Here is a 26,840-nt window from a genome sequence, read left to right on the forward strand (position 1 = left end):
AGGGATAAATGAAGAAATAATAAGACGGTATGTCAGGCACCAAGAAAAGGAAGAGGTGCAAGAGCAGGCGCAGTTAACACTGCAGTAAACAACGCCCCCTTCTAGGGGGCTAATGCAAAGCCACCTTACTTTAGAAGGTGGATCTTTTACATCAAATTTATTAAGCTGGCAGCAAAACATGCACGCTTAATCCACCTTGCTCGCGGTTATGCAAGCTAATTTGCCCGTGGTGCGCTTCAACTATTTCCCTGCAAAGTGCTAACCCTAGGCCACTGCCTGTTGCTTTAGTGGAGTAAAAGGGAATAAGTGCGTTTGCCATTACAGCTTCACTCATACCTTTACCTTTATCACTCACTGTGATGTGTGTGCCACTTGCTTCTTGTTGCACTGTTAAGCTGACATCTTCGGGGTTTGAACCCGATTCATAGGCATTTTTTAATAAGTTTATAAGTAATTGTTCGAGCTGAGTGTGATCAGCATCAGTTGTTACACGCTCATCAAGTGAGACCTCAACTTGCCACTGACTTTTTAATTGCTCAATCAGCGTCGGCCAGTTAATCGTTGATAGTTGAGGGGTGGGTAACTTGGCAAATTTACCATAGCCTTGCACAAACTCATTAAGGTGTTTTATGCGGTCTTCAATGGTGGTAAATACCCTTTTTAAACGTGGTTCATCGACTTCTTTCGTTAATAGTTGCGCGCTATGAAGCATCGACGACATTGGCCCTAGGGAGTTGTTAAGCTCATGGCTAATAATACGAATAACTTTTTTCCATACCTCTACTTCTTGGCGGCTAAGTTCACGGGTCAGTTGTTTAAAAACATACAGTTGGTGAAACTGATTATTTAGTAATAATTGGCCTGTTGCCATGTGCCAAGTTTGTGATTCTTGATCTGCTTTGTCGAGGGTAAATAAACCATCAACGCCTTTGTGAATCGCACGGGTTAATTGCTCGCAGCTTGAATCTAATAAGTTCTCTAGCTTGGCGCCTTCAAGGGCTGATTTAGCATCAAGTAAGCTGCGGGCACTGTGGTTGCTATACACAATAAAGCCTTGGTCGTTAGTCAAAAGCACAGCTTGTGGGGAGCTTTGTAATACTTTGTCGAGCATCAACTCGCGCTGATATATCCATTGTTTTTCTTGGCGAAGCTGTTTTGCGGTTTGGTTATAAAGCCGGCATAAATCACCTAGCTCATCACTGCCATCATAGGCTAATAATGTAGCCAGCTCACCATCTTTAAAATTAAGCAGCCCGGTTTCGAGCGAGTTCATGCCATCAATGAGCGGGGTTGATAATTGCGCGGCAAAAAATCCGCTGATCAAGGTGCAAGCGAGCAGGGCTAATAGGCTGTAAAGCAAGCTTATGCCCGCAAAATAACAAACCAATATAAGCGGCAATGTAGACGCTGCAATACACAAAGTTATGATTTTATATCGAAACGAAAAACGCATTAGTACTCAATCTTAAATTTATCAAGCCTGCGATAAAGCGCTTGGCGGCTTAAGCCAAAATGGCGAGCGACTTTAGCAATCACACCTTTGTACTCGCGCATGGCAAGCTCAATCTCTTGTTTGTTAGGCTCTGCTCTTGTTTGTGTTGGGCTGTTTGTTTCAACTTGTAAGCCAAAATCAGCAAGCTCAATCACCCCTGTGGGTTTTAAAACGCCAGCGCGTTTACAGGCATTTTCAAGCTCACGAACATTACCCGGCCAGCTATGGGCGAGCAGGGCTTTTTCTGTACTTAGTGACAGTGTGCGCTCAGGTAAAAAGTGTGCGACCAAAGCTAAAATATCATCGGGGCGATGGGCAAGGCTTGGTAAATTTAACTCAATTACATTTAAGCGGTAGTAAAGGTCTTCTCGAAATTGACCTGCTTTAATTGCATGGCTTAAATCTTCATTGGTTGCTGAAATCACACGCACATTCACTTTACGTGTTTGTGTTGAACCTAAACGTTCAAATTCACCGGTTTGTAAAATGCGTAATAATTTCATTTGCCCAGAAAGTGGCAAGTTACCAATTTCGTCTAAAAATAGGGTGCCACCATCGGCCGCTTCAAAACGACCAATGCGCTGTTTAGTAATACCTGTATAGGCGCCAGCTTCTGCACCAAATAACTCAGCCTCAATAAGCTCGCTTGGTAAAGCACCCGCATTAACAGTGATAAAGGGTTTATCTGCTAATAATGAATTGGCCTGTATTATTTGCGCAATGCGCTCTTTACCACTGCCGTTGGGGCCTGTGATCAGCACTGAAATATCCGATTTAGCAACTTGAATCGCAAGATTAACAATGTGCTCCATAGCGGTACTTTTATAAACCAAGCCCACCAAATTTGCTTGTTGTACAGATGCGTCACGCTCTTGCTGGTGGCGGGTAAAAGTCTCGTTTTGCTGTTTTGCTTTACCCAGCTCGATTAGGTTATTTACACAAGTAAGTAGCTTGGCATCATCCCATGGTTTTGGTAAATAATCAGCAGCCCCTGCTTTGACAAGTTCAACGGCAGTAGAAAGCTCTGTCCATGCGGTGATCAAAATAATCGGTAGGTGAGGATTAATGTCTCGTAAGGCATAAAAAAGTTCTTTGCCTTCTTCGCCGGAAGTGGTGTCGGCGGTAAAGTTCATGTCTTGAATAACAAGCGCTATGCGTTGGTATTGTACGGCTTGAATTGCCTCAAACGGGTTACTTGCTGTAACAACATCAAAACCGTGAATTTCGAGTAATAACGACAATGCATCCAAAATTGCTGGGTTATCGTCGACGATAAGTATTTTTTCCATATTATTGTTTTAGTTATTTTCCTAATAAGGGTGCAAGATGAATGCTACACTGTTAATCCAGTGTAGCATAGGTTGGGAGAACTAAATGGTTCGAGTTGCAATGCTCGGTGAGATATTCGCAGCCCGTTTTGCAGGGGCAAGTACCGCTAATAAACTCATAGCGAACACTGCCAGCGCAGTAGCAAGTACGTAGCTAATATCAAGCTGAGCAATTGAAAAGTGCTGCATCAGTAATTGCCCTAAATACACGGCAGCAATCACACCAATCACTAAACCAACTATACATATCATGGCGTTTTCAACTAAGAAGTAGCTGATGATGGCAGATTTTCTGGCGCCTAAAGCGCGGCGAGTGCCTATTTGTTTAGTACGCTTACTAATATTGAACAGCGTTAGGCCGAAAATACCCAGGGCCGTCACCAACACTAAAATAGTAATAAGTACAATCAGCATGCGCATCATTAATGTATCTTCAGCCATGTATGACTCTTTATCGTCATCTAAGCCACGAATGCGAGAAATAACACGTTTGTTGTAGTTTTTCAGCATGGCTTCTTCAACACGGTTCATGACCGATTGACGTTGACCAGGCTCTGTTCTAACCACAAAGCGTGCATTTGTACCAGGCTTAATAAAAGGCAGCAGTGCTACGTTATCTGGGCGGCTGTCTTTAAGCCATGGGCCTTTCATAAGATCAATTACACCAATTATTTTCATTGGAATATCACCAAAATAGACAGTTTGCCCTAAACCATTGCCGTCAGGGAACAGCTCATCAAGTAGAGTTTTAGTGACAACGGTTACTTTTGAAAGCTCATCATAGTTATCGGTAACGATCACTTCGTCTTCGGTGTAGTTACGCCCAGCAATGAGTTTTACACCATAAGTATTGATACCATGCTCATCGATAAACATGTAAGAGCTACGCGCTGATTTACTCTCTTCAGGTGCTGGCTTTAAACTAAAATCTGACGAAGAGCCACTGCCCGAAAGCGGTGTATTACTTGAATAAGCAGCATCAACTACACCAGGTATTTGACGAAGCATGGCTTCATCAAGCTCATATTGCTGAGACGGTGACACATCTTTGCCAAACATCATGACATTAAAAACGAAAATGTCTTGTTCAGGATAGCCAGTCTCTTGGCTTAAATAGCTAATTCTGTCTTGAATAATAAACGCTGCGTTACTGACAATCGCAGTGGTGATGGCAATTTGGATCAGTAATAAAATAGCGCCAACTTTTGAGCGGCATAAGGCGTGAAAGATAGGTTTAATTTCTAACATGGGTGTCTTCCTTATTGGCTCTTAAGATAAATAGCAGGGTTGGTTTTACATACCAGCCAAGCAGGGTACAGACCCGCTATCACACAGGTGCTAATTGCAATCACCGGTGCGCTGAGTAGCATGGTCAAATCCATAGTGGCTAAGCTTTGGTAGTAGCTATAGCTTTGACGTACGCCTAATAAGCCCACTTGCGCCAAAATAATTCCGAAGATGCCACCTAAGAAACCTAACATCGCGACCTCAACAATATGTTGAAAGAATATTTGGCGTTTGCTGGCACCTAATGCACGGCGCACACCGACTTCCGGAGCGCGGCGTAAAAATTTCGCTAGTAATAAACCTAAAATATTGGCAAGGCATACTGCTAAAAACATAAAGCTTAGGCCAACCAGAATTTCGTTGTCTTCGCTAACGACATTGTTGTACTGCATCCACTCATTTACATCGCGTAAGGTAGCGGTTAATTTTTCGCGGTTAAAACGACCTAGCTTTTGTTGTTCTTGCATATAGGCCATTAAAAAGTCTTGGTAAGCTTGCTTTTCTGCAGGAGTTTTTAGTTCAACCCAAAATTGTAACCACACCATTTCTGAATTGAGTTTATCGTTAAAGGTATTGGTTTTTTCGTGCTTCCAACCATTGGTATTACCCCAGTTTTCAAGCTCTCGTGCTTTCATTAGGCTAAATGGTAAAAATAGTTGCTCGGTCTTATTAAATGCACCGTTGTTCAGATCATAGTATTTGGTGGTGATATCCCAATCATCAATCACGCCAATAACTTCGTAGCTGGCATCATCGAGGTACACCATTTTGCCGACAGGGTTTTCACCTGCGAATAGTTTGTCGTTTAATTCTTTATTGATCACCACAACAGGGGCCGCATCGGCTTCTTGTTGCGCGCTCCAAACCCCACCGTAAATAAACGATAGGTTAAACATATCGAAAAAATCAGGCGTGGTTAGGCGTGCTTGTCCAATAAATGGTTTAACTTTATCTGAGTCTAAATAAACCGAAAAACCCGTTCTAACCATAGTGACACGTTTACCACCTGCTTTGGCTTGATTAAGGTTAACGGCATCTTGATAAGTTAATTGCAGTGGCATGTTATCGACAGTCCACCACGTACGGCCTTCATCCATGGTTTGTAACTGCACAGAATAAAGGTCGCTACTTTTTTCAGGAATAGGATCTGCCGACATCATGTGATACACAGATAAACTGGTCATGGTTACGCCAATACCAATGGCAATGGCCAATACCATTAAAAAGCTCACAAGTGGCGTGCGCTTAAAGCTGCGCCAGCTTAAATCTAAATAATGAAGGAACATGGTTACACTCCTGCCGCTTTAAGGTTTTGAGTGCCTTGATACAAGGTGAAGTCAGCGAGTTGGCCATCAACAACTTGGATGTTACGTGGTGCTCTGCGGGCAAGCTCTGGATCATGGGTAACCATGATGATAGTAGCGCCATCACGGTTGATTTGTTCAAGTAGCTCCATTACTTGACGGGCCATTAAGCTATCTAAATTACCGGTTGGCTCATCGGCAAGTAAAAAACGCGGTTCACCAGCAAGGGCTCTGGCAATGGCCACACGTTGTTGTTGGCCACCAGAAAGTTGTTGCGGTAAGTGTTTAGCGCGTGAAGCTAAACCAACTTGCTCTAGGCATTGCTCAATTCGGCGCTTACGCTCAGCAGCTTTAATACCGCGATAACGCAGTGGTACTTCAATATTTTCATAGAGGTTCAAATCTGGAATAAGGTTGAAGCCTTGGAAAATAAAACCAATTTTTTGATTACGAAGATCTGCACGCTGGTTGTCGTTTAGTTTACCCACATCAATACCGTCTAACATGTATTGGCCTTCGCTAAATGGTTCTAACATACCGGCGATGTTTAAAAATGTGGTTTTACCTGAGCCACTTGGGCCCGTTACGGCAATAAATTCACCTTCTTCTACTTGGAGATTAAAGTCACGAAGGGCATGTGTTTGTACCATATCTGTTTGATACACTTTGCTGATGTTGTTCATTGTAAGCATGTTGATTATTCCTTTTATTTGTTAGCGTAAAACCAGTGTGGGTGCTTTTTTAAAGCGATCGTAGTTTGAGATAATTAACTTATCGCCAGGCTCTACGCCTTCAATTATCTCCACAGCATTGATACTGCTTGCACCGGTTTTTATATCGATTAAATAAGCCATGTCACCATCAACTTTATAAGCATGGGTGCCACCTTGTTGTAAGAAAGCGCCGCGTTTTACTTGTAATACATCGTCGCGATTCTCTAGTAAAATACGTGCGGTTAAGCGTTGGTTTTGGCGAATGCCAGAAATCTCATTGTCAAAGCGTACGCGGGTTGTGACCTCGCGGTTATTCACTTCAGGCGAAATAGCCGATAGGGTACCTGTGACATGACGAGCACCTAAAGTAAGCTCAACTTGCATACCAAGACCCAGCTCATTGGCGTAGCTTTCTGGTACTTGCAGTTCTGCTTCAAAGTTACTTAAATCGACCAATGTCATTAGTGGTTGGCTTTGTGTGACCGCTTCTTTTTGTTGCACTAATAAGTTACCCACAATGCCGCTTACACTTGCGGTAATAGTGAGTTCATTTACTTGTCTGAGTAAGTCATCAACAATTAGTTGCTGACGTGCCAGATCACGCTCTGCAGCTTTTAGCTCAAATGCGAGGGTATCTTTAGCTAAGCTGACTTCTTGCTCGGCGTGCTTATATGAAAGCTTGGCACGAGCTAAGTCATCAACGGCTTTTTCTAAATCTATTTGGCTAATTAAATGTTTTTCGATTGAGATTTTAGCTCGGCGGTTTTCTCTATCTGCGGCATTGAGTTCAACTTGCGCTAAATCTAGTGCTTTAGTCAGGCTTAGTTTTTGTCTGCGCGCTTCAAGTTGTTTGCGTTGTAATTCGCCTTCTAATCGCGCTAATACTGATTGTTGCTGTTTTAGTTCGTTAGTTAGCTCAGGGCTGGTTACGGTTGCGATCACTTCATTTACTTCAACGCTGTCACCGGCTTTTACTTTTAAATCGACAAAGCCGCGTTCAGGGCTGTAAACCTTTGGCGCATTAGCTGCAACGATTTTACCGCTTGCTGCCACATCTCTGGTGAGTGTCTTTTGGCTTACCTCACTAATTTGTAGGCTTGCTACATCAACCGAAATGCTGCCATCGTTACTGGCAAATAATGCTTGAAAGCCGAGCGCACCAACAAGTATTACACCTGCAGCTATTATTAGTGGCTTTTTAATGGTGTTTTTCTTGGCCACGGTAATATCTTGGGCACTGGTATCCTTAATCATCATAACTCCTTACGATTCTCAAAACACACAATCATGAAGCCAACGGCAAGCATGGTAAGTGGAGAAGCCATAAACAAACTGATAGTGAACATTTTGAAATCCTCAATTTCGCTGATGTCTTATCTATACCAGTAGCGTGCCAGTTTTTAATTTATTGATTTTTAATGATTTTATGTTTGATTGGTGAGTTAAAGCCTGTCCGCGGACAGAAAAAGTGTCCGCTGCGGACACTTTTAGATTGCTGATTGTTGACGCAAGGGTAAAGAAACTCAGTCATTGCGACTAAGGTAGTCTGCTCAGATGCATAGTTTGTAACTATGCTAAAGCCAAGAGTAAATAATGATGCAGTTAGGCTAGCCGAGACCCCGTCAAAAACTGCATTGATATTCATAATGTGAATAATTATTCAAAGCGGGGCGCAGTTTACGTTAACGTAAAGAGTCCGGTTTTTAGATTGTTTTTTTACAAGTTGTTAAATTTGACACCAGTGTCATAAAAAAATAACGGGTAAAATACGACTAAATGTAAAAAAATAGCATAGAATTTAAAAAGTGCCTTAAGTGAGAAATATTCATGAATATGAATATGTATTCAAAACTCTATTGACTCATGAGGTATTTGGCGATAGTTTTGTTCGTCTGCTAGCACTGTCACAAAAGACTGAACCGCTAGTCGTTGTAGCAAGGGGAGGGGTCTATGTTATACGACTCAAAATTAGAAAAAGATAATTGTGGCTTTGGCTTAATAGCCCAGGTCAATGGTCAGGCGAGTCACCGCTTGATTCGAACAGCAATCACTGGCTTAGATCGCATGGAACACCGTGGTGGTATTTCTGCTGATGGTAAAACAGGTGATGGCTGTGGTTTATTAATGCAAAAACCTGATAGTTTCTTTCGCGCTATTGCCAGCGAACATGATTGGCACCTAGGAAAGAACTACGCCGTTGGCATGGTATTTTTAAATGCCGATCCTGTACTTGCGCAAACAGCTAAAGATGTGTTGAGTGAAGAACTCGAAAAAGAAACCTTGAGCATTCAAGGCTGGCGCGTTGTACCTACCGATGCGTCTTGTTTAGGGCCAATTGCAAAAAAACAACTACCAGGCTTTGAACAAATTTTTGTAAGCGCACCAGAAGGCTGGCGTCCAAAAGATTTAGAGCGTCGCTTGTATGTAGCGCGTCGTCGTGCTGAAAAACGCCTCGAAAACGATGAACATTTTTATATTGCCAGCTTATCTGGTTTAGTTACTGTCTATAAAGGCTTAATGATGCCTGTAGACTTACCTAACTTTTATTTAGACCTAGCTGACATTCGCATGACCAGTGCGATTTGTGTATTCCACCAACGTTTCTCTACTAATACACAACCTCGTTGGCCACTGGCGCAACCATTCCGCTATTTAGCGCATAATGGTGAAATTAATACGATTCAAGGTAACCGCCAATGGGCGCGTGCCCGTGCGTATAAGTTTGCCTCACCACTTATTCCTGATTTGCAATCAGCAGCACCATTCGTGAACGAAAGTGGCTCTGACTCTTCAAGTTTAGATAATATGCTTGAATTGTTCTTAGCCGGTGGCATGGATTTATTCCGTGCAATGCGTATGCTTGTGCCGCCAGCATGGCAAAAAAACCGTGCTATGGATGATGACCTACGTGCATTCTACGACTTTAACTCAATGCATATGGAACCATGGGATGGCCCAGCTGGTATTGTAATGTCTGACGGTCGTTTTGCAGCTTGTAACCTTGACCGTAACGGTTTACGCCCTGCGCGCTATGTAATCACGCAAGATGGTTTTATTACCCTTGCTTCAGAAGTAGGTATTTGGGACTACGCGCCAGACGAAGTGGTTGAGAAAGGCCGTGTTGGCCCTGGTGAGTTATTAGTTATTGATACTCATCAAGGTAAAATTTGGCATTCAGATGAGATTGACCAAGATCTTAAGTCACGCCATCCATATAAAGCATGGCTTGAAGCAAACGTTAAGCGTTTAACGCCATTTGAACAGTTATCTGAAAAAGATGCGGGTAACCGTTCTTTTGATGACGAAACACTGCTTAAGTATCAAAAAATGTTTGGCTACACCAACGAAGAGCTTGATAGCGTGATTCGTGTAATGGGTGAAAATGGTCAGGAAGCAACAGGTTCAATGGGTGATGACACGCCATTTGCGGTACTTTCAGAAGGTCATCGTTCACTGTTCGATTACTTCCGACAGAAATTTGCGCAAGTAACCAATCCACCAATTGACCCGCTTCGTGAAAATCACGTTATGTCACTGGCAACCTGTATTGGTAGTGAGCAAAACGTATTTAACGAAACAACCGGCCATGCTAAGCGTTTACAGTTTGATACGCCGATTTTGATGTACGCTGATATGCAACAGCTGATCAATGCTGACGATGAGCATTACAGCTACTGTAAAATTGATATCACTTACACACTAGAAGAAGGCTTAGAAAACGCAATCACACGTATTTGTGATGAAGCACAAGAAAAAGCAGCGTCAGGCTGTGTCATGCTTATTTTAAGTGACCGTAACTTTAGCGAAACGCATTTACCAATCCCGGCTGCGATGGCGGTTGGCTCAATTCAAAAGCGTTTAGTCGATAATAACTTACGTTGTGAATCTAATATCATCATCGAGTCAGGCAGTGTCCGTGATGCGCATCAATTTGCGGTATTACTTGGTTTTGGTGCAACGGCAATTTATCCGTACCTTGCCTATGAATCATTAGTTGCAATGAGCGACAAAAAGACCCTGAACAAGAGCTATTGCGAAGTAACGCTTGCTTATCGTAATGCAATTAATAAGGGTCTGTATAAAATCATGTCGAAAATGGGTATCAGTACTGTCGCTTCGTACCGCTGCTCAATGTTATTTGAGGCAGTTGGTTTATCAGATGCGGTTGTAGAAACTTGTTTTAACGGTGTAGCTAGTCGTATTAAAGGGGCATGTTTCACTGATTTTGATGATGACCAACGTAAACTTCATAAGCTGGCTTTTAGTAAACGTAAATTATTAAGTCATGGTGGCTTATTAAAATATGTTCACGGTGGTGAGTACCATGCTTATAACCCAGATGTTATTCAAACACTGCAAAAGGCAGTGCGCTCTGGGGATTATAAAGACTACTTGGCATATGCTGATTTAGTAAATAACCGCCCGATCACCAATTTACGTGACATGCTGGCGGTGAAAATTCCTGATACAGGTGTGAATGTTGATGACGTAGAGCCAGCAACTGAGCTGTACAAACGTTTTGACTCAGCAGCAATGAGTATTGGTGCATTATCGCCAGAAGCGCATGAAGCGCTCGCGATTGCAATGAACCGCTTAGGTGGTTGTTCAAACTCTGGTGAAGGTGGTGAAGACAAGCTTCGCTACGGTACAGAGAAAAACTCACGCATTAAGCAAGTTGCTTCGGGCCGTTTTGGTGTTACACCACATTACTTACGTAGCGCTGATGTTATTCAGATTAAAGTGGCGCAAGGTGCAAAACCAGGTGAGGGTGGTCAATTACCGGGTGAAAAAGTAACGCCGTATATTGCAAAATTACGTTACTCAGTGCCGGGTGTGACCTTGATTTCGCCTCCGCCGCATCACGATATTTACTCGATTGAAGATTTAGCCCAGCTTATTTTCGATTTAAAACAAGTAAACCCAGATGCGCTGATCTCGGTGAAACTCGTTTCTGAGCCGGGTGTAGGTACTATCGCAACTGGCGTAGCTAAAGCCTATGCAGATTTAATTACCATTGCTGGTTATGACGGTGGCACAGGTGCAAGCCCGCTTACTTCTGTTAAGTATGCAGGTAGCCCTTGGGAGCTTGGCCTTGCTGAAACCCAGCAAGCGCTGGTAGAAAATGGTTTACGTCACCGTATTCGTTTGCAAACTGATGGTGGTCTTAAAACGGGTTTAGATATCATTAAGGCGGCTATTTTAGGTGCTGAAAGCTTTGGCTTTGGTACTGGCCCTATGGTGGCACTAGGTTGTAAATACTTACGTATTTGTCACTTAAATAACTGTGCGACCGGTGTTGCAACGCAAGACGATACGCTGCGCCAAAAGCATTATCATGGCCTGCCAGAAATGGCGATGAACTACTTTAAGTTTATAGCCGAAGAAGCACGCCAAATTATGGCAAGCTTAGGTGTAACTCGTTTAACTGATTTAATTGGTCGTTTGGACTTACTTGAAGCAATTGAAGGCAACACAGAGAAACAAAAGAAAGTAGATCTGTCGTCTTTGATTGCTGTGCCTAACAACCCAACGGGTGAAACACTGTATTGTAGTGCGCCAAATAGCTCACACTACTTAGGTCAGCTAAATGAAACCTTGCTTGAAAAAGCCAAGCAAGCAATCGATGAAAAATCGGGTATCTCGCTGGTTAACCGTATTTGCAATACAGACCGCTCAGTGGGCGCTATGTTGTCAGGTTATATCGCCTCTAAACATGGTAACCAAGGTATGGCTGCTGATCCTGTCTCTATTGAGCTTCATGGTACAGCGGGTCAATCATTTGGTGTATGGAACGCTGGCGGCCTTGAAATGACCCTTGTTGGTGATGCCAATGACTATGTTGGTAAAGGCATGGCTGGCGGTAAGCTAGTAATTCGCCCACCGCTGGGTTCATCATTCGAAAGCCATAAAGCAACCATTGCCGGTAATACCTGTTTATATGGTGCAACGGGCGGTAAATTATTTGCTGCAGGCTGCGCAGGTGAGCGTTTTGCAGTGCGTAACTCAGGCGTGCAAGCGGTTGTAGAAGGTGTTGGTGACAACGGCTGTGAATACATGACAGGTGGTGTGGTTTGCGTACTTGGCAAAGTGGGTATCAACTTTGGTGCAGGTATGACAGGGGGATTTGCTTATATTCTTGATGAAGGCAATGACTTTGAAAAACGCATTAACCCTGAGCTTGTTGAAATTGTTACCCTTGAAGGGTTGGCGTCACACCAAGAACATTTACGTGGACTCATTGCTGAGCATTTAGAGCTTACAGGCTCAAACCGCGCTGAGCAGATTTTAGCTAACTTCGATTTATACATGCCTATGTTTAAATTAGTTAAGCCAAAATCTAGTGATGTAAAAAGTTTACTCGGACACCGAGCGCGCAGCAGCGCAGAGCTTCGTGTTCAGGCTCAGTAAGGGGGTAGTATGAGCGAAAATGTATACCAGTTTATCGATGTACAACGTGTTGATCCGCGTAAAAAGCCAATTTCAGCACGTAAACAATCTTTCGTAGAAATCTACGAGCCATTTTCTGAGACACAAGTTAACTCACAGGCGGATCGCTGTTTAGATTGTGGTAACCCGTACTGTGAATGGAAATGCCCAGTACATAACTATATTCCACAGTGGTTAAAGCTCATTCGTACTGGCCGTATTTTAGAAGCAGCAGAGCTGTCTCACCGTACAAATAGCTTACCAGAGGTGTGTGGACGAGTTTGTCCACAAGATCGCTTGTGTGAAGGCTCTTGCACACTTGAAGAAGAGTTTGGTGCTGTCACTATCGGTAATATCGAAAAGTACATCACTGATACGGCATTTAAAATGGGCTGGAAACCAGATATGTCGTATGTGGTATGGTCTGACAAAAAAGTGGCTATCATTGGTGCAGGTCCAGCTGGCTTAGGTTGTGCGGATATTTTAGTGCGTAACGGTGTTAAGCCTGTGGTGTTTGACCGTCACCCAGAAATCGGTGGTCTTCTTACGTTTGGTATTCCTTCATTCAAACTTGAAAAAGAAGTAATGCAAAAGCGTCGTGAAATTTTCACTGAAATGGGTGTCGAGTTTCAGCTAAACACTGAAGTTGGCGTTGATATTACGCTTGATGAAATCTTAGCAGAATATGATGCCGTATTCTTAGGTGTTGGTACTTATCAAAGTATGCGTGCAGGCCTTGAAAACGAAGATGCTGATGGTGTGTTTGATGCACTGCCGTTCTTAATTGGTAACACAAACCGAGTAATGGGCTATGCAGAAGATAAGCAAGCTTATATCGATATGGCGAACGAAAAAGTCGTCGTGTTAGGCGGTGGTGATACAGCAATGGACTGTGTGAGAACCTCTATTCGACAAGGTGCTGCAAAAGTAACCTGTGCGTATCGTCGTGACGAAGAAAACATGCCTGGATCAAAGCGCGAAGTTAAAAATGCCCGTGAAGAGGGCGTAGAATTTACCTTTAACGTTCAACCTAAAGGCATTGTGGTTGACGAGCAAGGGAAAGTTGCTGGCGTTAAGATGGTGAAAACGCAACTTGGTGAGCCAGACGAAAATGGTCGTCGTCGTGCTGAAGAAGTCGCAGGTTCTGAGCATGTTATTGAAGCGACCAAGGTGCTCATGGCGTTTGGTTTTAAACCTCATAAAATGGATTGGCTAGAACCGTATGGTGTTGAAATCAATCACTGGGGTGGTATCAATGCACCAGAAAAAGGTGAATTTACTCACCAAACAACCAACCCGAAAATCTTTGCTGGTGGCGATATTGTCCGCGGCTCAGATTTAGTGGTAACGGCTATTTTCGAAGGCCGAAATGCCGCTGAAGGGATTATGGATTACTTAGACGTTTAACTCTAAGGCGCCATTCAACATTTTTAAAAGCAAGCTGCCGAGCTTGCTTTTTTATTGCCTATTTTTTAGCTGTTTTGAGAATCAAACTAGAGTGCTTTTTTATAGAAGTACTCAGATTGCGAGAGGTCATCAAGCCTGTGAGCAAGATTTGCTAAGTTATAAAAGTTAGTGGCAATTAGTTCATAATTATCGCTGTTTTCTAATAACGCTTGTGCTTTTACTTGATGATGCATTGATTGTTCAAGGTCATTAAGCGTGTCGTATAGTGAACCTAAATTGCTATGGCTTTGTGCTTGTAGGTTTTTGTCTTCAAGCTCATTTGCAAGTGCTAAGGCTGCCATATAATGATTTTTTGCTTCTATTGTTTTTACTTGGCGACGGTAGTTGATCCTTAGCTCTTTTTGAATGTGGTATTGGTCTTTTTTACTCAAACTAGCAAGCTTTTGTAATGGCGATAGCAGTTCTATCGCCTCGTTGTAATGACCTTGTTTACGTAAAAGAGGCGCTTGTGCCATAGCAATTTCGGGGGTCGATGTAGCGGTATTATTATCTTTGTATTGCTCAAGAATAGTGAGTGCTTCACTGAGCTTGCCTTGGTTCTCAAGGTCAGTGACTTGATTTAATAGAGAGCTAGGTAGTGAGGTTGCTACACACGAAAAAGACAGTAAACATGTAGCGATAAATAAAGAGTATTTCATTTGCGGTTAGAATAAGCTTAATGTGTTCTTATACTAACCAGCAAATGTGTGCAAATTATGGAGCTACTAGCTAACGAAATATACCCACAAAACCTTATCTAGTTATATAGTGCTACAATAAATTCAGTAAAACCTGAGTTGTTATTATTTTTCACCTTTTTGTACCATTATCAAAAATTTCTGATTGTATTCAATAGACTGAAGCCTAGAATTAGCTTTAACATAATTTATGCATTATTAAGTTAATGATAAATAATTTATTTATCATTTTTACTAATAATAAAGTTTTGGTTAATTCTTCAGGTGGAAATGCAATGAAAAATTCTATCTTATCTGTATTGATGGTTTGCGGAGCCGTTGCTACAGATGCTTCGGCAAATAGTTGTACAGGCGAGCTTTATGGTATTAACTCTGGTCGAGGTCATTTAGGCGTTGTTTTTTCGCTTGATGAACAAGCCCAAACAGCAGCAATTCATTCAAAAGCGAAGTTTTCTTCAGCGGCTATGGCATTCGATAGTACTCGTAATCGTTTGTATTATGTATCAGCTCCCCGTGCTTTAACTTATAAGCTAGATCCGAGCTCTTTGAACTTATCAGATGATGAATTAAAAGACTTACCAATTAAAGGCGAAAAGTATAAATATACTAAATTAGCTTATGTTGACATGGAAACAGGCGAGCATACAGAAGTTGCTCGTTCAAAGCCAATGACTCGTTTAGCTTATGACCCAAACCGTGATGTTATTTACGGCTCTAAAGGAAGTAAGTTTTACATTATTTATCCAGATTCTGGCGAGACCCAGTTTGTAGGTAATATGACAGGCTATGGCAATAGCTCAGATATTCTTCGTGGAGATATGGTTGTTAAAAATGGTGACGTCTATTTGGTTTCTGCAACCAGCATTTTCTCTTTAGACCTTTCTACACTTGAGTTATCGAAAAAGTCTGAACATGGCTTAACAACTGTGACGGGGGCAGCACTTGATCAAAATGGTGAATTGCTTATTTCACGCGAAGTAATAAATGATCAAGGTAATTACAACGTAACTAAACTTTATAAAGCGTCGATTGAAACGGGTAAAACCTGTGCAATGGGGACTTACCCGGTGCGTATAAATGATTTAGCGGTAAACACATTAAAACCGGTTGCGTGTTACGCCCAGCCAATCTGTAGTACAGGAGCTGAGTCGTTTGTTATCACGAGTATCGATAAAGAGAGGAAAGCAACTTGGCAAAATTATACAATGAATGCTTATTTATTCGATAAACCTGTTGCAAAACTAATGAGCTCTGCAAATTTTGGCGAAGGTGGAATTGTAAATAAAACACTGTCGATTAATCATGACTTTGCTGCTGCAAATTCTATTACTGAAGCAGCTATCGACTCTTACGACACAGATATCTTTTTCATGGGAAGTTTCTATAATACAGACTTCACAGATGCTGAAGTTGCAGAGCTTTACAATTGGTCTAAAAAGCAAGGTAATGTTGTTATCATCGCAGCTGATTCAGATATGCCTGATGAGAAAGTGTATTCGAAATGGGGTTATACAGTTACCCGTGATGGTTATGTCGATGGCCCAAATACACAAAATCCTGATGGTGTAAGTACTCAAGCTCAGCAAGCTATTTTTGCAGGCCCATTTGGCGGTGTAACGAGTTTCAATCAAGCAGGTGGTGCGAGAGGGTATTTTTCTGTGATGCCGGCAGGTACACAAGTATTAGCAGTCAATCAAGATGGCTTGCCTACGATTGTGTTGGACTCTGAAACTGGCGACATTCTATTATCTGATAACGGTATAGTTAACTCGCAGAATAAAGAGGGTAATTATACTGATGGAACAGGTGTTTCAAGCATGACAGATCGTTTATTTATGAACTTAATTAATTTCGCCAGCGAAATTGAGTAAGCTTAATATATAAATAATCATAAAAAATCGCGAAGTATTTTTGCTTCGCGATTTTTATATTTAACTATGATTTTTTACCAACAGCCTGTTAGGGTACTTTTTACTCTATTAGTGTGCTGTTTAAGCAATAAATAACTAATACCAACAAGTAATGTATGGCCTATTGCAAATACAATTAACCATGACGAAAAGTCGTTTGCTAATTGATTAACTGCTAACATGCTAATCAGCATTAATACCAAAGATGAATTTAACACAATTTGTAGCATCTGCTTAAAACGTAAATGCTTCCAGCGACTCCAAACAACCAAAAATAATCCGGTAGTAGGGAGGGCAACTAAAATACATTCAAATAAAATAACGATTAATAGTTCACTTTGATAAGCTGTACCGACTGTTGAACCATGTGAATGACTTGAACTCAGTGCAATCAAGCCAAGCACTAAAGCGGTACCCATATTTTTAATATTCATTTCTAAACTCTAACCAACTTAAACTCTCAACAGTATTAACTATTAACTTATGCATGTGCGCTAATAAGCTCTTTGGCATTCGCTCTTGCCATTTTACTGATGTTGTCGCCAGCAAGTAGTCGGGCAATTTCATCGATACGGCCATCTTTAGACAGTTTATTCATTTGCGTAAAGGTTTCGCCGTTTGCAATTTCTTTGGCTACAAAAAATTGCTGATGCCCAGAACTTGCAACCTGTGGCAAGTGAGTTACACAAATAACTTGGGTCGATTTACCTAGCTGGCGTAATAGCTTGCCGACTGCAGAAGCAGTAGGGCCTGAAATACCTACATCAACTTCATCGAAAATGAGGGTTGGCGTTGTAACACGCTGAGCAATAATTACCTGAATAGCTAAACTAATGCGCGATAACTCACCACCAGAGGCCACTTTAGATAGTGCTTGTAGCGGTTGACCCGGGTTGGTCGATACCAAGAACGACACAGTATCAAAACCCATTGCACTTGGTGCTTTATCGTTAGCTTGTTGAATATCAATAGCAAACTTGCCGTTTTCCATCGATAAATTCGCCATGCTATCACTAATTAACTGATTAAGCGTATCTGCATAACTATGGCGGCTTTCACTTAATAGTTGAGCTGCTTGTTTGTACTGCTCAAGGGCATCGCTGATTTCGCTTTCAAGTGCCACAAGGCGGTCGCTGTTATAACTAATTGATGCTAATTCTTCAGAGATTGACTGGTGAAACTCAACAAGCTCTTCTGGCTTTATGTGATGTTTACGGGCAAGATCCATAGCACCTGTTAAACGAGTTTCAACTTCGTCTAAGCGTGTTGGGTCTAAGTCGGTAACATCAACATAGCTGCGTATCTCGCGGCTTGCTTCTTCAACTTGAACGGCAGCTTCACTCAGTAGTGATGCTATGCTAGATAAGCTCTCATCGTAGCTTGCTAGTTCTGTAAATTGTTGAGCACTATGTTGCAATAATGAACACGCACTTTGCTCATCACTTTCGTATAAGTGTTGTAGCTCACGTTGGCATGACTCTAAAATAGTCTGGCTATGGCTTAGTTTATGATGCTCAGCTTCAATCTCTTCAAATTCACCCGGTTGCAGAGCAAATTCATCAAGTTCGGCTACTTGATACTCAAGTAATTGCTTTTGAGCTGCCTGTTGCTGCTGTTGTTGTTCAAGCTGGTTAAATTCTTTGAGTAAGGCTTGGTAGGCTTTAAAGCGTTCTTTTACATCAGCTAATAACTGATTGTGGCCGGCATAGGCATCAAGCAGATGTAGCTGGTGTTCAGCTTTTAATAAATGTTGATGGGCATGTTGCCCGTGAATAGAAATTAAGTACTGACCTAACTCTTTTAACTGTGCAGCGGTAACTGAGCTGCCATTAATATAGCTTTTGCTACGGCCATTTTTGCAAATAACACGGCGTAGTAAACATTCGCCTTCGTTGTTTGAGAGTAAATGTTGCTCTAAAAAGTGTTGGGCAAGAGGGAGTTGGCTAATATCAAATTGTGCGCATATTTCTGCACGATCAGTACCAGGGCGAACGGCACCAGCATCAGCGCGTTCACCTAAACATAAAGAGAGGGCATCAATTGCAATTGATTTACCCGCACCTGTTTCACCTGTAATGGCTGTCATACCATTGTGCCACTCAGTACTTAAATTACTTACAATGGCAAAGTTTTTAATTTCTAACCCGATTAACATACTGTTTATCCATCCAGCTAATTAACTGTTAATTTATACAGTGTTTTCGGGTTTTGCAAATTAAATTTTTAAGCTTTGCTTAATTCTGACAATTGATTTTCTGGTGCGGAATCATCTGACGCTTGTGTGCTCTGGGCTGGCGGCTGATCGTCTTGTAAATCGGCGGGGGGCTGATATTTAATTACTTCAATGAGTGATGGAAGGGACTCTTGGTAAAACGCTTTGTTATATTCAATGCCATTGTAAGGTAATTCAGCCATGAAATACTGTAACCTGTCTGCAAGCTGATCAATCTGTTCTGGGCTTTGTGCTTTACTGGCTTCCATAATGATTGTGTTAAGCAGTAAATCACTAATGTATTCAAGATATGTGAGGTTTTCTTCGTTATGGGCTTGCACAACAAAGTAATTGCTAGTGATCATGCTCAAACGCGAGATGTTCTTCGGACGAATGATTTTACTCTCGCTGAAATCAATTAACTTATCTTTAAAATCATTATTGATTTCTTTTACTCGTTGATTAAAACGTTTTTTTTCAGCTTCAATAGCCTTGCGACGGTTGCTCTCAACCATCCAGTAGCAACCTAGCAAGGTGATCAGTAATAACAGAGCAAGAAAAACGATATAGCTCATTTCGCCTTAGAATCCTTAAAATAATACAGCATTAAGTTTGATTATTTTGCGCTATTCAATGTGCCTTGGCAATCAATTGAGATAAAAAAAGCCGCTTAAAATAAGCGGCTTCCCCAGTTTAATTTTTTTCTTAATACATTGTAGTAAGAGTATTCTTTAGGGTGGATCAAGCGCAGGCGCTTATCTGCTTTTTTTATCACCACTTCATCGCCAGGTAATACAGCTAAAACCACATGGCTGTCACAACTGACTTGCAGGCTATCAGTATTTTCAAGACTGAGCTTTAAACGCACTTCGTTATCAGCATCAACCACAAGAGGGCGGCTTGATAATGTGTGCGGGAACATAGGCACAAGTGAAATCGCATTAAGCTCTGGCGTCAAAATCGGCCCGCCACCAGATAATGAATAAGCAGTTGAACCAGTTGGGGTTGAAACAATTAAACCGTCTGAGCGTTGCGAGAATACAAAGTCGTTGTTGATAAAGGCCTCAAACTCAATCATGTGGGCAACTTTATCAGCATGAAGTACTGCTTCATTCACTGCCAAGTTTGCACTTTTGAGTTCGGCATGGCGATATACTTCAACTTCAAGCAAGAAGCGTTTTTCTTCGAGAAACTGGCCACTTAATACTTGTTCAAGGCTGGCTTCGAAACCTTCTGGGTTTAAATCAGTTAAAAAGCCTAGATTACCACGGTTTACACCAATTACGGCAACATCAAAACGCGCTAAAACTCGAGCTGCGCCAAGCATATTGCCATCACCGCCGACGACTATGGCTAAGTCTGCACGTTCACCTAAATCGACCAATTTAACAAGGTTTTCTCGGGGAAGATCTTCAAGTTGGCGGCCGGTGCGCTGTTCTACTAGCACTTCAAAACCCAAGGCTCGCAAAAATGTGTGCAGGCGAGCAAGTGTGGCAGCTGCCCCGCTGTGATTAGGTTTGCCAATTAAACCTATGGTTTTAAACGGTGAATCCATGTTATTTGCACTTAAACTTTCATATCGCTAGATTACATTAAAAATTAATGCTTTGAAAATAACTTGAAATAAACTTGCGGCGCCCAAATATCCACTGGCAAGAAGCAAGATGTATAAATTATGAAATTAAATCCTCGTGACCAACAAATTTTTTCAGCTGTAATGAGCCTTTACTGTAACGGTGAAGGCCAGCCTGTTGCCTCTACCCGAATTGCCAAACAAAAAGGCATGGCGGTATGCTCGGCAACGGTTCGTAACGCAATGGCTCGGCTAGAAAAAGTGGGCTTGCTTTATTCGCCACATACTTCTGCTGGCCGCGTACCTACCAATGCTGGGTTTGATTATTGGCTTACTGAGTTTTTTGCTCTGCCTGAAATTGCAACATATTGGCAGCCCGAGCAAGCACAATTAGTTGAGCTCGCCCATGGTTTAAGTCAGCGCTATAAAGTGTGTTGTTGTGTGGGCTTACCTCAAGTCAGCTCACAGCTGGTCTTTCGAGTAGAGGTGCTTGATTTCGATGGCAGTAATTGGCTTATTCTACTGATCGATAGAGCAGGGCAAAGCCATAACATTTGCATTACCAAACCTGAAGATTCATCGGATGTCGTTCGTTACCAGTTTGCTACTTGGCTTAATACCGTATTTAGCCAGCAAACCTTAATGGAAGGCTTATATCGAATGCAGGCAATGGCAGCCACTGCACCACATAATTGCCATGACTCTTTAACACAATGGACTCGGCAATTAAGTCAAAAACTCGGTTCAGATAACAGCATTGTGGTAGGTGAAAACTACCTTTACCGCCAAGTTGATTGCCAAACCAGCTTAAATATTGGTGTATCGTTTTTAAATTTTGTTGAAGACAAACTCGCATTTAAAAATGGGTTATCGGTGTTAAACACAGAACAATTGCCATTTACAGACTGTAATGAGTTGATGGTGATCAGCGTTCCTTATTTCAATAACCATGAATACCAAAGCCGATTTTGCGTAATTTGTCCAAAATCAGCGCAAATAGAAGCAATCATCCAAGAATTTAAGTTAATCGGCTCATCAGCCTCTTGAATCTTTTAATTCAATCCCCATAATTACCGCAGTTGTAAAGAATTGGAGCATGTAAGCTATGTCTGAGCAGACAAAATCACCAGAGCAAGAAGTTGAACTAAACGAAGAATTTGAACAAATGCAAGCTGAAGTAGAAGCTGCAGAAAAAGCGGCTGAACAAGTTGACGGCGAAGAAATGAGCCCTGAAGCTGAAATCGCACTACTACACAGCGAATTAGAAGCGGCTAAACAAACAATCAACGATCAAAAGGACAGTGTTGTTCGTGCTGCTGCAGATGTTGAGAACATGCGTCGTCGTGCCGCTCAAGATGTAGAAAAAGCGCATAAATTTGCACTTGAAAAGTTTGCTAACGAATTACTACCTGTTATCGATAACCTAGAGCGTGCGATTGAGTTTTCTGATAAAGAAAATGAGCAGCTTAAGCCTGTGCTTGAAGGTATCGAAATGACTGTTAAGAGCTTTAATGATGCGGTATCAAAATTCGGTGTTGAAATTGTTAACCCACAGGGTGAACAATTTAACCCTGAATTCCATCAAGCAATGTCAATTCAGCCGAGCAATGATGTAGCGCCTAATACGGTTCTTGCAGTAATGCAAAAAGGTTATACATTAAATGGCCGTTTATTACGCCCTGCAATGGTTATGGTATCGAAAGAAGCTGAATAAGCTTTAAAGAGATATAAAAAATGCCTGTTAATTACAGGCATTTTTTTTATTACAATTGTGTTCAATATTTAAGTCGATTGGTATCGTTTTCGATGCCAAAGCTGTACAAGTAAGATCAGTATCAGTGCGCTGAACATCATAGCAGAAAATGGAATCGCACTTTGTGGGTGAACAAAAGCAAGGATAGGCCCAACTAAAGCGCCACTGCCGAATCTCAGGGTACCAATAACAGCTGTTGCAGTGCCTGACTTTTCCTCAAATTGCATCAGTATTAATGAGTCTGCATTACTCGCGACAATACCCAAGCTCATCATCAGTGGTGCGATGGTAGCAACGATAAAATACAGCGATAAATGCATCACACTGAATAACAACAATGCCCCGCCAGACACAAAGCCAATACCTAGCCCAATAAATAACAGTTTACGAGAACCTAAGCGCGGCACTAAACGTGTATTCATAAAGTTACCGAACATTAAAGCCAGCACGTTAAAGGCGAATAACACACCGAACAATTGTTCATCTACTTTGAAGAAATCGAGATATACATAAGGTACCGATGTTAAAAAGCAAAAGAATGCAAATGAGGCAAACATTGAGCTGGCAATATCGGCAAGGGCACTACGACGAGAAAATACCGTTTTATAACTATTAAAGAACAGTGCCAAACCACGTTGCTGACTCTTAAAGATTGGAATATCGATTAAATGAATTTGCACCAAAGCTAAAATGGCAAAACTGTAAGCAGCTAATGCAATGAAAATAACCTGCCATGTTGAAATTCCCATGATTAATGAGCCTAGAGTAGGCGCAATTAACGGGGCAACCATCATAATCATCGAGACATAAGACATGCCCTTGGCGGTGTTCTCTCGGTAAATGTGGCGAATAATACCCGGCACTACGACTGTCGCAGCGGCACCTGTGAACGCTTGCACGGCTCTTAAAGACCAAAATAATTCGATGTTGGTACAAAATGCCAGTGCTAATGAGCTGATTCCAAATAGGGCTAAGCCCACCTTTGCGAGTAATCGTCTACCAAGTTCATCGGCTATCGGACCAAAAAACAACATACCCAGGGCATAACCTGCTAAATAAATACTGAGCGAGATTTGCACATTTGGCATGGTAGTTTGCAAGTCGTTGGCAATCACCAACATTGCCGGTAAATATAAATCAATTGCTAAAGGCGTAATCGCGACAATACTTGCCAGTAAAGGTAATAAAATGCGTTTATTTAAAGTCTCAGGGGAAGGCATTGTTTACTCATTCATCAAACATTAGGTCACTATTGTAGCAGTGTGAGTCACTGTGGTGAACTTAGTTTGCCTGCTAAGTAAAAGAATTAACTAAATGATAACAACTGAGTGGGTGATTGTTCATTTTCATATAAAATTAAGCAATGCTTTGCTATATTAGCCACAATTACACTAAGTATTTGAAGGACTAGTATGAAAAAGTTAATCATGGCAGTGTTAGCCACCGCTGTTTTAGCTGGCTGTAAAACCTCTCCAACAGGGCGTACACAAATCGCGCTTTATTCAGACCAACAAATGAGCCAAATGGGTCAAGCAAGTTTTGCTGAAATGAAAAAAACACAACCTGTTAATACCGATCCTGGCGTCAATGCTTATGTGAAATGTATTGCCGATGATGTTATTGCCGTTTTACCTAACGAGTATGCAAAGCAATCGTGGGAAGTAGTCGTGTTTGAAGAAGACTCAGCAAACGCATTTGCATTACCGGGGGGTTATATTGGCGTTCATACAGGTTTATTAAAAGTTGCTGTAAATCAAGATCAACTAGCAACGGTACTAGGTCACGAGGTTGCACACGTTATTGCTGAGCATTCTAATGAACGTGTATCACAAAATGCATTGTTACAAACAGGTCTGCAAGTTGGTGGTGCAGCACTTGATATGGGTAATGTGCAATATCGCGGTGAGATTATGCAAGCTTTAGGTTTGGGGGCACAGTATGGTGTTGTCTTACCGTTTAGTCGCTCACATGAATCAGAAGCAGATATTGTTGGCTTGGATTTAATGGCAAAAGCAGGGTTTAACCCAGAGCAATCTGTATCGCTTTGGCAAAATATGAGTGCTGCGGGCAGTAGCGGTACTCCAGAATTTATGTCGACTCACCCAGCACCGGGTAACCGCATTAAAGAGCTACAAAAGCATATGTCGGATGCATTAAAAGCCCAACAAGCTGCTAAAGCAAAAGGCAAAACCCCACAGTGTAAACTGTAAAGAATATCTATAGTAATTAAAAAAGCCTGTACTCAGTGATGACTACAGGCTTTAATTTTTTCAGCTTTCAGCTTTCAGCTTTCAGCTTTCAGCTTTCAGCTTTCAGCTTATTAGAACGTCCACTCAACGTGAAGTTGTGGTACTGACTCAGTTGTGTCTGTACCTAGCTTGTTGTGCCAGTATTGCCATTCAAGGCCTAGCAGTAAGGTGTTTTCTTTCATGTTCATTGCGTGACCTAAATCCCACGTAATGATTGGCTGCGCTAAAATCCACGCTTTAACATCTTCGCCAAATTCATTTTCACGCTCTGCAATGTATTCAACATGGCCTGTTACGTTGAACTTTTGTGAGCCAATAGTAAATGGGTAGCCCCAAGCAACATCAATCATCCAGCTGTTTGTTTCAGTTGGTGCGCCACCGCGTGCTACGCCTTCACTGTCATCGATGTAAGCGGTAAATAAAGTAGATAAAAAGCTAAAGCCCGGTGCTTGCCAGCTAAGCTTTACACCAGGTAAATACTTAAGAACTTTCGAGTCACCTGCGGCATTAAAACCTGCCGTTAAACCCACATCAGCAATTGCGCCGTATGAGAAATCACTGCCAGAGATTTTTGATAAGCTAAATGTTGAATACCACTCACCGTAAAAGTCTTTATCTTGATAGCCATCTTGACGGTCGTCGTCGCTGTAATCAATAAAAAAGAAGTTGTCGCCATAGTCATAACCAGACGCATGCTGTAGTGATACAACCGTGGTATTTGACTTAGTTAATGAAAACGGGTTTTTGTGTTCACCGTTATTAACGTGTAATTGCGTAGAGCTCCAATTAGCGGCATAGCCAGAAGTACTTACTGCACAAAGCGCAGCAACAGAAAGGATCTTTTTCAAGTTCATATCTCAATATTGATGGTGTAAAGGGGGATACAAAGGTTGGATTATAGCAGATACGCCCATATTTGGGCGTATCTTAAGAAAAATTATTTAAGTTATGCTTTATTTCGGCGTAAGCAAATTACTGCAACGGCAGTAAAGGCAAGAATAAAGCAGTAGTAAGAAGAGGTAGAGACTTCCCATGGGCTAATTTTGAATGTTGCGCCGAGTAGAAGTGCTTGTGCGCCATACGGCAATGAGCCTTGCGTAACACAAGCAAAAATATCAAGTAAGCTTGCTGAACGCTTGCCTGTAATTTCGCCATCATCTGCTAATTTTTTAGCAATTGGGCCTGCAACAATAATAGACACGGTATTATTGGCAATACATAAGTTACTAGTCATAACCAGTGCAGCAATACCTAATTGATCTGCTACTTTACGGTGCCATTTTGCAATGATTTTTGTAATTGCCTGAATTTTGTTAGCAATATAATCAAGACCACCATTAATACGGATAAACTCTGAAAGACCGCCAATAAACATCGATAGCAAGAAAATTTCCTGCATGTCAGTAAAGCCTTTATAAACATCTTTAACAAAACTCGCACCTTCATAGCTGCCAGTAAAGCCCATAAGTGCAGCGAAGATTATACCGCTAAACAGCACCACGAATACGTTAAAGCCCATTACCGCGAGCACTAAGATAAAGGCATAAGGTAATACTAGTAAGATATCGAAGTCTTGTGTCTCTACAGTTTCTGCAGCAGGCGTTAAGAAGAATAACAAGCCGATAGTTAATGCCGCAGCAGGTAAGGCGATTTTTAAGTTCTCACGAAATTTATCTTTCATTTCACAGCCTTGCGTGCGGGTTGCAGCAATAGTTGTGTCAGAGATGATTGATAAGTTATCACCAAACATGGCACCTGATACAATCGTGCCTGCCATCAGGGATGGATCAATGCCTGTTTTTTGGGCGACGGCATAAGCAATCGGGCCAATCGCACCGATAGTACCCATTGAAGTACCCATCGCAGTCGACACTACCGCAGCAATTAGAAATAACCCAGGTAGTAACAGAGCAGGTGGAATAAGTGATAAACCGGCATTAACTACGGCATCAACACCACCGGTTGCACCAGCAACCGCAGAAAATGCACCGGCAAGCAAATAAATCAAACACATAGTGATGATGTTGCTATGGCCCGCACCTTTAATAAAGGTTTCAACACTGTGGTTGATGGTATTTTTATTTAAGATAAACGCCAGCATGATAGCTGGCAAAATTGCCACTGGAGCAGGCAATTGATAGAAGGCGTAATCGACACCTTGAGACTGTAAGTATAAGCCAGCGCCTAAAAATAAGCCGACAAACACCAAAAGCGGCAGCAAAGAAAGCTTTGCTTTTGTTTTATTAAATGATGGCTGCATCATATTCCTCGTTAGATAACCAATAACACAGCCAAACACTTCTTTTAGCTGTATTTAGTTGTGCCTAAAAGACATCAACAGCGCCCGCAAGCCAAAGACCAAATCGGCGCAAAGGAAGAAGTTTAAATGTATAGATGGCTAAATGCAAAGACTATCTGTTATTATTGTTGTTCTATTAATAAATCTAAA

General features: G+C 41.7%; 20 protein-coding genes and 1 pseudogene. 7 read left to right on the plus strand and 14 right to left on the minus strand.

What is annotated here, in order from left to right; all coding sequences use genetic code 11:
• Positions 1 to 88, plus strand: a pseudogene (locus tag ABMY41_RS00005) (IS200/IS605 family transposase); the annotation flags it as partial.
• Positions 89 to 160: 72 nt separating this feature from the next.
• Here ABMY41_RS00005 and ABMY41_RS00010 read toward each other — a convergent pair.
• The 6 genes from ABMY41_RS00010 to ABMY41_RS00035 form a co-directional block, all read right to left on the minus strand.
• Positions 161 to 1,453 (minus strand): ATP-binding protein, encoded by a 1,293-nt coding sequence (locus tag ABMY41_RS00010; protein ID WP_289096428.1) that lies wholly within the window; start codon positions 1,451 to 1,453, stop codon positions 161 to 163.
• The gene (locus tag ABMY41_RS00015; RefSeq protein ID WP_287245831.1) at positions 1,453 to 2,781 is read right to left on the minus strand and encodes a sigma-54 dependent transcriptional regulator; all 1,329 of its coding nucleotides are present in this window, start codon (positions 2,779 to 2,781) and stop codon (positions 1,453 to 1,455) included. The genes ABMY41_RS00010 and ABMY41_RS00015 overlap by 1 nt, the downstream gene beginning before the upstream one ends.
• A gap of 81 nt (positions 2,782 to 2,862) precedes the next feature.
• A complete protein-coding gene (locus ABMY41_RS00020) occupies positions 2,863 to 4,068 on the minus strand; it encodes an FtsX-like permease family protein (protein ID WP_175079081.1) in 1,206 nt (401 codons plus the stop codon).
• Positions 4,069 to 4,079: 11 nt separating this feature from the next.
• The gene (locus tag ABMY41_RS00025) at positions 4,080 to 5,393 is read right to left on the minus strand and encodes an ABC transporter permease (RefSeq protein ID WP_175079082.1); all 1,314 of its coding nucleotides are present in this window, start codon (positions 5,391 to 5,393) and stop codon (positions 4,080 to 4,082) included.
• A 2-nt stretch (positions 5,394 to 5,395) separates the two neighbouring features.
• On the minus strand, positions 5,396 to 6,103 hold the full coding sequence (locus ABMY41_RS00030) for an ABC transporter ATP-binding protein (protein WP_054551528.1): 708 nt from the start codon (positions 6,101 to 6,103) through the stop codon (positions 5,396 to 5,398).
• A gap of 21 nt (positions 6,104 to 6,124) precedes the next feature.
• Complete coding sequence (locus tag ABMY41_RS00035; RefSeq protein WP_252948536.1) at positions 6,125 to 7,378, minus strand: efflux RND transporter periplasmic adaptor subunit; 1,254 nt, start codon at positions 7,376 to 7,378, stop codon at positions 6,125 to 6,127.
• A 696-nt stretch (positions 7,379 to 8,074) separates the two neighbouring features.
• Here ABMY41_RS00035 and gltB point away from each other — a divergent pair.
• Both gltB and ABMY41_RS00045 read left to right on the plus strand, forming a co-directional pair.
• On the plus strand, positions 8,075 to 12,532 hold the full coding sequence (gene gltB / locus ABMY41_RS00040; RefSeq protein WP_289096433.1) for a glutamate synthase large subunit: 4,458 nt from the start codon (positions 8,075 to 8,077) through the stop codon (positions 12,530 to 12,532).
• 9 nt (positions 12,533 to 12,541) lie between these two features.
• Positions 12,542 to 13,957 (plus strand): FAD-dependent oxidoreductase, encoded by a 1,416-nt coding sequence (locus tag ABMY41_RS00045; RefSeq protein ID WP_058585227.1) that lies wholly within the window; start codon positions 12,542 to 12,544, stop codon positions 13,955 to 13,957.
• Between the two features lie 86 nt (positions 13,958 to 14,043).
• On the opposite strand, the gene ABMY41_RS00050 is transcribed toward ABMY41_RS00045, so the two are convergent.
• Positions 14,044 to 14,655: a hypothetical protein gene (locus ABMY41_RS00050; RefSeq protein WP_289096435.1), complete on the minus strand. Its 612-nt coding sequence runs from the start codon at positions 14,653 to 14,655 to the stop codon at positions 14,044 to 14,046.
• A gap of 314 nt (positions 14,656 to 14,969) precedes the next feature.
• Here ABMY41_RS00050 and ABMY41_RS00055 point away from each other — a divergent pair, with 314 nt between their 5' ends.
• Positions 14,970 to 16,565, plus strand: coding sequence for a hypothetical protein (locus ABMY41_RS00055; RefSeq protein ID WP_349273884.1), 1,596 nt, complete (start codon positions 14,970 to 14,972; stop codon positions 16,563 to 16,565).
• A gap of 74 nt (positions 16,566 to 16,639) precedes the next feature.
• Here ABMY41_RS00055 and ABMY41_RS00060 read toward each other — a convergent pair whose 3' ends face one another.
• The 4 genes from ABMY41_RS00060 to nadK form a co-directional block, all read right to left on the minus strand.
• Complete coding sequence (locus ABMY41_RS00060; protein WP_289096439.1) at positions 16,640 to 17,038, minus strand: hypothetical protein; 399 nt, start codon at positions 17,036 to 17,038, stop codon at positions 16,640 to 16,642.
• A 47-nt stretch (positions 17,039 to 17,085) separates the two neighbouring features.
• Entirely contained in the window at positions 17,086 to 18,759 is a 1,674-nt protein-coding gene (gene recN, locus ABMY41_RS00065; RefSeq protein ID WP_289096441.1) for a DNA repair protein RecN, read from the minus strand.
• Between the two features lie 68 nt (positions 18,760 to 18,827).
• Complete coding sequence (locus ABMY41_RS00070; protein ID WP_063527477.1) at positions 18,828 to 19,391, minus strand: hypothetical protein; 564 nt, start codon at positions 19,389 to 19,391, stop codon at positions 18,828 to 18,830.
• Between the two features lie 95 nt (positions 19,392 to 19,486).
• A complete protein-coding gene (gene nadK / locus ABMY41_RS00075; RefSeq protein WP_054561709.1) occupies positions 19,487 to 20,371 on the minus strand; it encodes an NAD(+) kinase in 885 nt (294 codons plus the stop codon).
• Positions 20,372 to 20,491: 120 nt separating this feature from the next.
• On the opposite strand from nadK, the gene ABMY41_RS00080 reads away from it, so the two are divergent.
• Positions 20,492 to 21,436 carry an HrcA family transcriptional regulator gene (locus tag ABMY41_RS00080; RefSeq protein WP_251599623.1) on the plus strand — a complete coding sequence of 315 codons (945 nt, stop codon included), beginning with the start codon at positions 20,492 to 20,494 and terminating at the stop codon, positions 21,434 to 21,436.
• A gap of 58 nt (positions 21,437 to 21,494) precedes the next feature.
• Positions 21,495 to 22,103 carry a nucleotide exchange factor GrpE gene (gene grpE, locus ABMY41_RS00085; protein ID WP_054551515.1) on the plus strand — a complete coding sequence of 203 codons (609 nt, stop codon included), beginning with the start codon at positions 21,495 to 21,497 and terminating at the stop codon, positions 22,101 to 22,103.
• 68 nt (positions 22,104 to 22,171) lie between these two features.
• On the opposite strand, the gene ABMY41_RS00090 is transcribed toward grpE, so the two are convergent.
• A complete protein-coding gene (locus tag ABMY41_RS00090; RefSeq protein WP_055022171.1) occupies positions 22,172 to 23,362 on the minus strand; it encodes a Bcr/CflA family efflux MFS transporter in 1,191 nt (396 codons plus the stop codon).
• Between the two features lie 192 nt (positions 23,363 to 23,554).
• On the opposite strand from ABMY41_RS00090, the gene ABMY41_RS00095 reads away from it, so the two are divergent.
• Positions 23,555 to 24,352, plus strand: coding sequence for a M48 family metallopeptidase (locus ABMY41_RS00095; protein ID WP_054561706.1), 798 nt, complete (start codon positions 23,555 to 23,557; stop codon positions 24,350 to 24,352).
• Positions 24,353 to 24,462: 110 nt separating this feature from the next.
• On the opposite strand, the gene ABMY41_RS00100 is transcribed toward ABMY41_RS00095, so the two are convergent.
• Entirely contained in the window at positions 24,463 to 25,245 is a 783-nt protein-coding gene (locus ABMY41_RS00100) for a nucleoside-binding protein (protein WP_349273886.1), read from the minus strand.
• A gap of 92 nt (positions 25,246 to 25,337) precedes the next feature.
• Positions 25,338 to 26,651 carry a Na+/H+ antiporter NhaC family protein gene (locus ABMY41_RS00105; RefSeq protein ID WP_349273945.1) on the minus strand — a complete coding sequence of 438 codons (1,314 nt, stop codon included), beginning with the start codon at positions 26,649 to 26,651 and terminating at the stop codon, positions 25,338 to 25,340.
• Between the last annotated feature and the right edge of the window lie 189 nt (positions 26,652 to 26,840).

The sequence above is a fragment of the Pseudoalteromonas sp. BZA4 genome (genome assembly GCF_040104395.1).
Taxonomy (GTDB): Bacteria; Pseudomonadota; Gammaproteobacteria; order Enterobacterales; family Alteromonadaceae; genus Pseudoalteromonas.

What these genes read in the sequence shown, in the direction of transcription:
- ABMY41_RS00095 (WP_054561706.1), top strand. Translation starts at nt 23,555, where the DNA reads ATGAAAAAGTTAATCATGGCAGTGTTAGCCACCGCTGTTTTAGCTGGC.
- ABMY41_RS00025 (WP_175079082.1), bottom strand. Translation starts at nt 5,393, where the DNA reads ATGTTCCTTCATTATTTAGATTTAAGCTGGCGCAGCTTTAAGCGCACG.
- ABMY41_RS00090 (WP_055022171.1), bottom strand. Translation starts at nt 23,362, where the DNA reads ATGCCTTCCCCTGAGACTTTAAATAAACGCATTTTATTACCTTTACTG.
- grpE (WP_054551515.1), top strand. Translation starts at nt 21,495, where the DNA reads ATGTCTGAGCAGACAAAATCACCAGAGCAAGAAGTTGAACTAAACGAA.
- ABMY41_RS00035 (WP_252948536.1), bottom strand. Translation starts at nt 7,378, where the DNA reads ATGATTAAGGATACCAGTGCCCAAGATATTACCGTGGCCAAGAAAAAC.
- recN (WP_289096441.1), bottom strand. Translation starts at nt 18,759, where the DNA reads ATGTTAATCGGGTTAGAAATTAAAAACTTTGCCATTGTAAGTAATTTA.
- ABMY41_RS00105 (WP_349273945.1), bottom strand. Translation starts at nt 26,651, where the DNA reads ATGCAGCCATCATTTAATAAAACAAAAGCAAAGCTTTCTTTGCTGCCG.
- ABMY41_RS00060 (WP_289096439.1), bottom strand. Translation starts at nt 17,038, where the DNA reads ATGAATATTAAAAATATGGGTACCGCTTTAGTGCTTGGCTTGATTGCA.
- ABMY41_RS00070 (WP_063527477.1), bottom strand. Translation starts at nt 19,391, where the DNA reads ATGAGCTATATCGTTTTTCTTGCTCTGTTATTACTGATCACCTTGCTA.
- ABMY41_RS00080 (WP_251599623.1), top strand. Translation starts at nt 20,492, where the DNA reads ATGAAATTAAATCCTCGTGACCAACAAATTTTTTCAGCTGTAATGAGC.
- ABMY41_RS00055 (WP_349273884.1), top strand. Translation starts at nt 14,970, where the DNA reads ATGAAAAATTCTATCTTATCTGTATTGATGGTTTGCGGAGCCGTTGCT.
- ABMY41_RS00100 (WP_349273886.1), bottom strand. Translation starts at nt 25,245, where the DNA reads ATGAACTTGAAAAAGATCCTTTCTGTTGCTGCGCTTTGTGCAGTAAGT.
- ABMY41_RS00045 (WP_058585227.1), top strand. Translation starts at nt 12,542, where the DNA reads ATGAGCGAAAATGTATACCAGTTTATCGATGTACAACGTGTTGATCCG.
- ABMY41_RS00015 (WP_287245831.1), bottom strand. Translation starts at nt 2,781, where the DNA reads ATGGAAAAAATACTTATCGTCGACGATAACCCAGCAATTTTGGATGCA.
- ABMY41_RS00020 (WP_175079081.1), bottom strand. Translation starts at nt 4,068, where the DNA reads ATGTTAGAAATTAAACCTATCTTTCACGCCTTATGCCGCTCAAAAGTT.
- ABMY41_RS00050 (WP_289096435.1), bottom strand. Translation starts at nt 14,655, where the DNA reads ATGAAATACTCTTTATTTATCGCTACATGTTTACTGTCTTTTTCGTGT.
- ABMY41_RS00010 (WP_289096428.1), bottom strand. Translation starts at nt 1,453, where the DNA reads ATGCGTTTTTCGTTTCGATATAAAATCATAACTTTGTGTATTGCAGCG.
- gltB (WP_289096433.1), top strand. Translation starts at nt 8,075, where the DNA reads ATGTTATACGACTCAAAATTAGAAAAAGATAATTGTGGCTTTGGCTTA.
- nadK (WP_054561709.1), bottom strand. Translation starts at nt 20,371, where the DNA reads ATGGATTCACCGTTTAAAACCATAGGTTTAATTGGCAAACCTAATCAC.
- ABMY41_RS00030 (WP_054551528.1), bottom strand. Translation starts at nt 6,103, where the DNA reads ATGCTTACAATGAACAACATCAGCAAAGTGTATCAAACAGATATGGTA.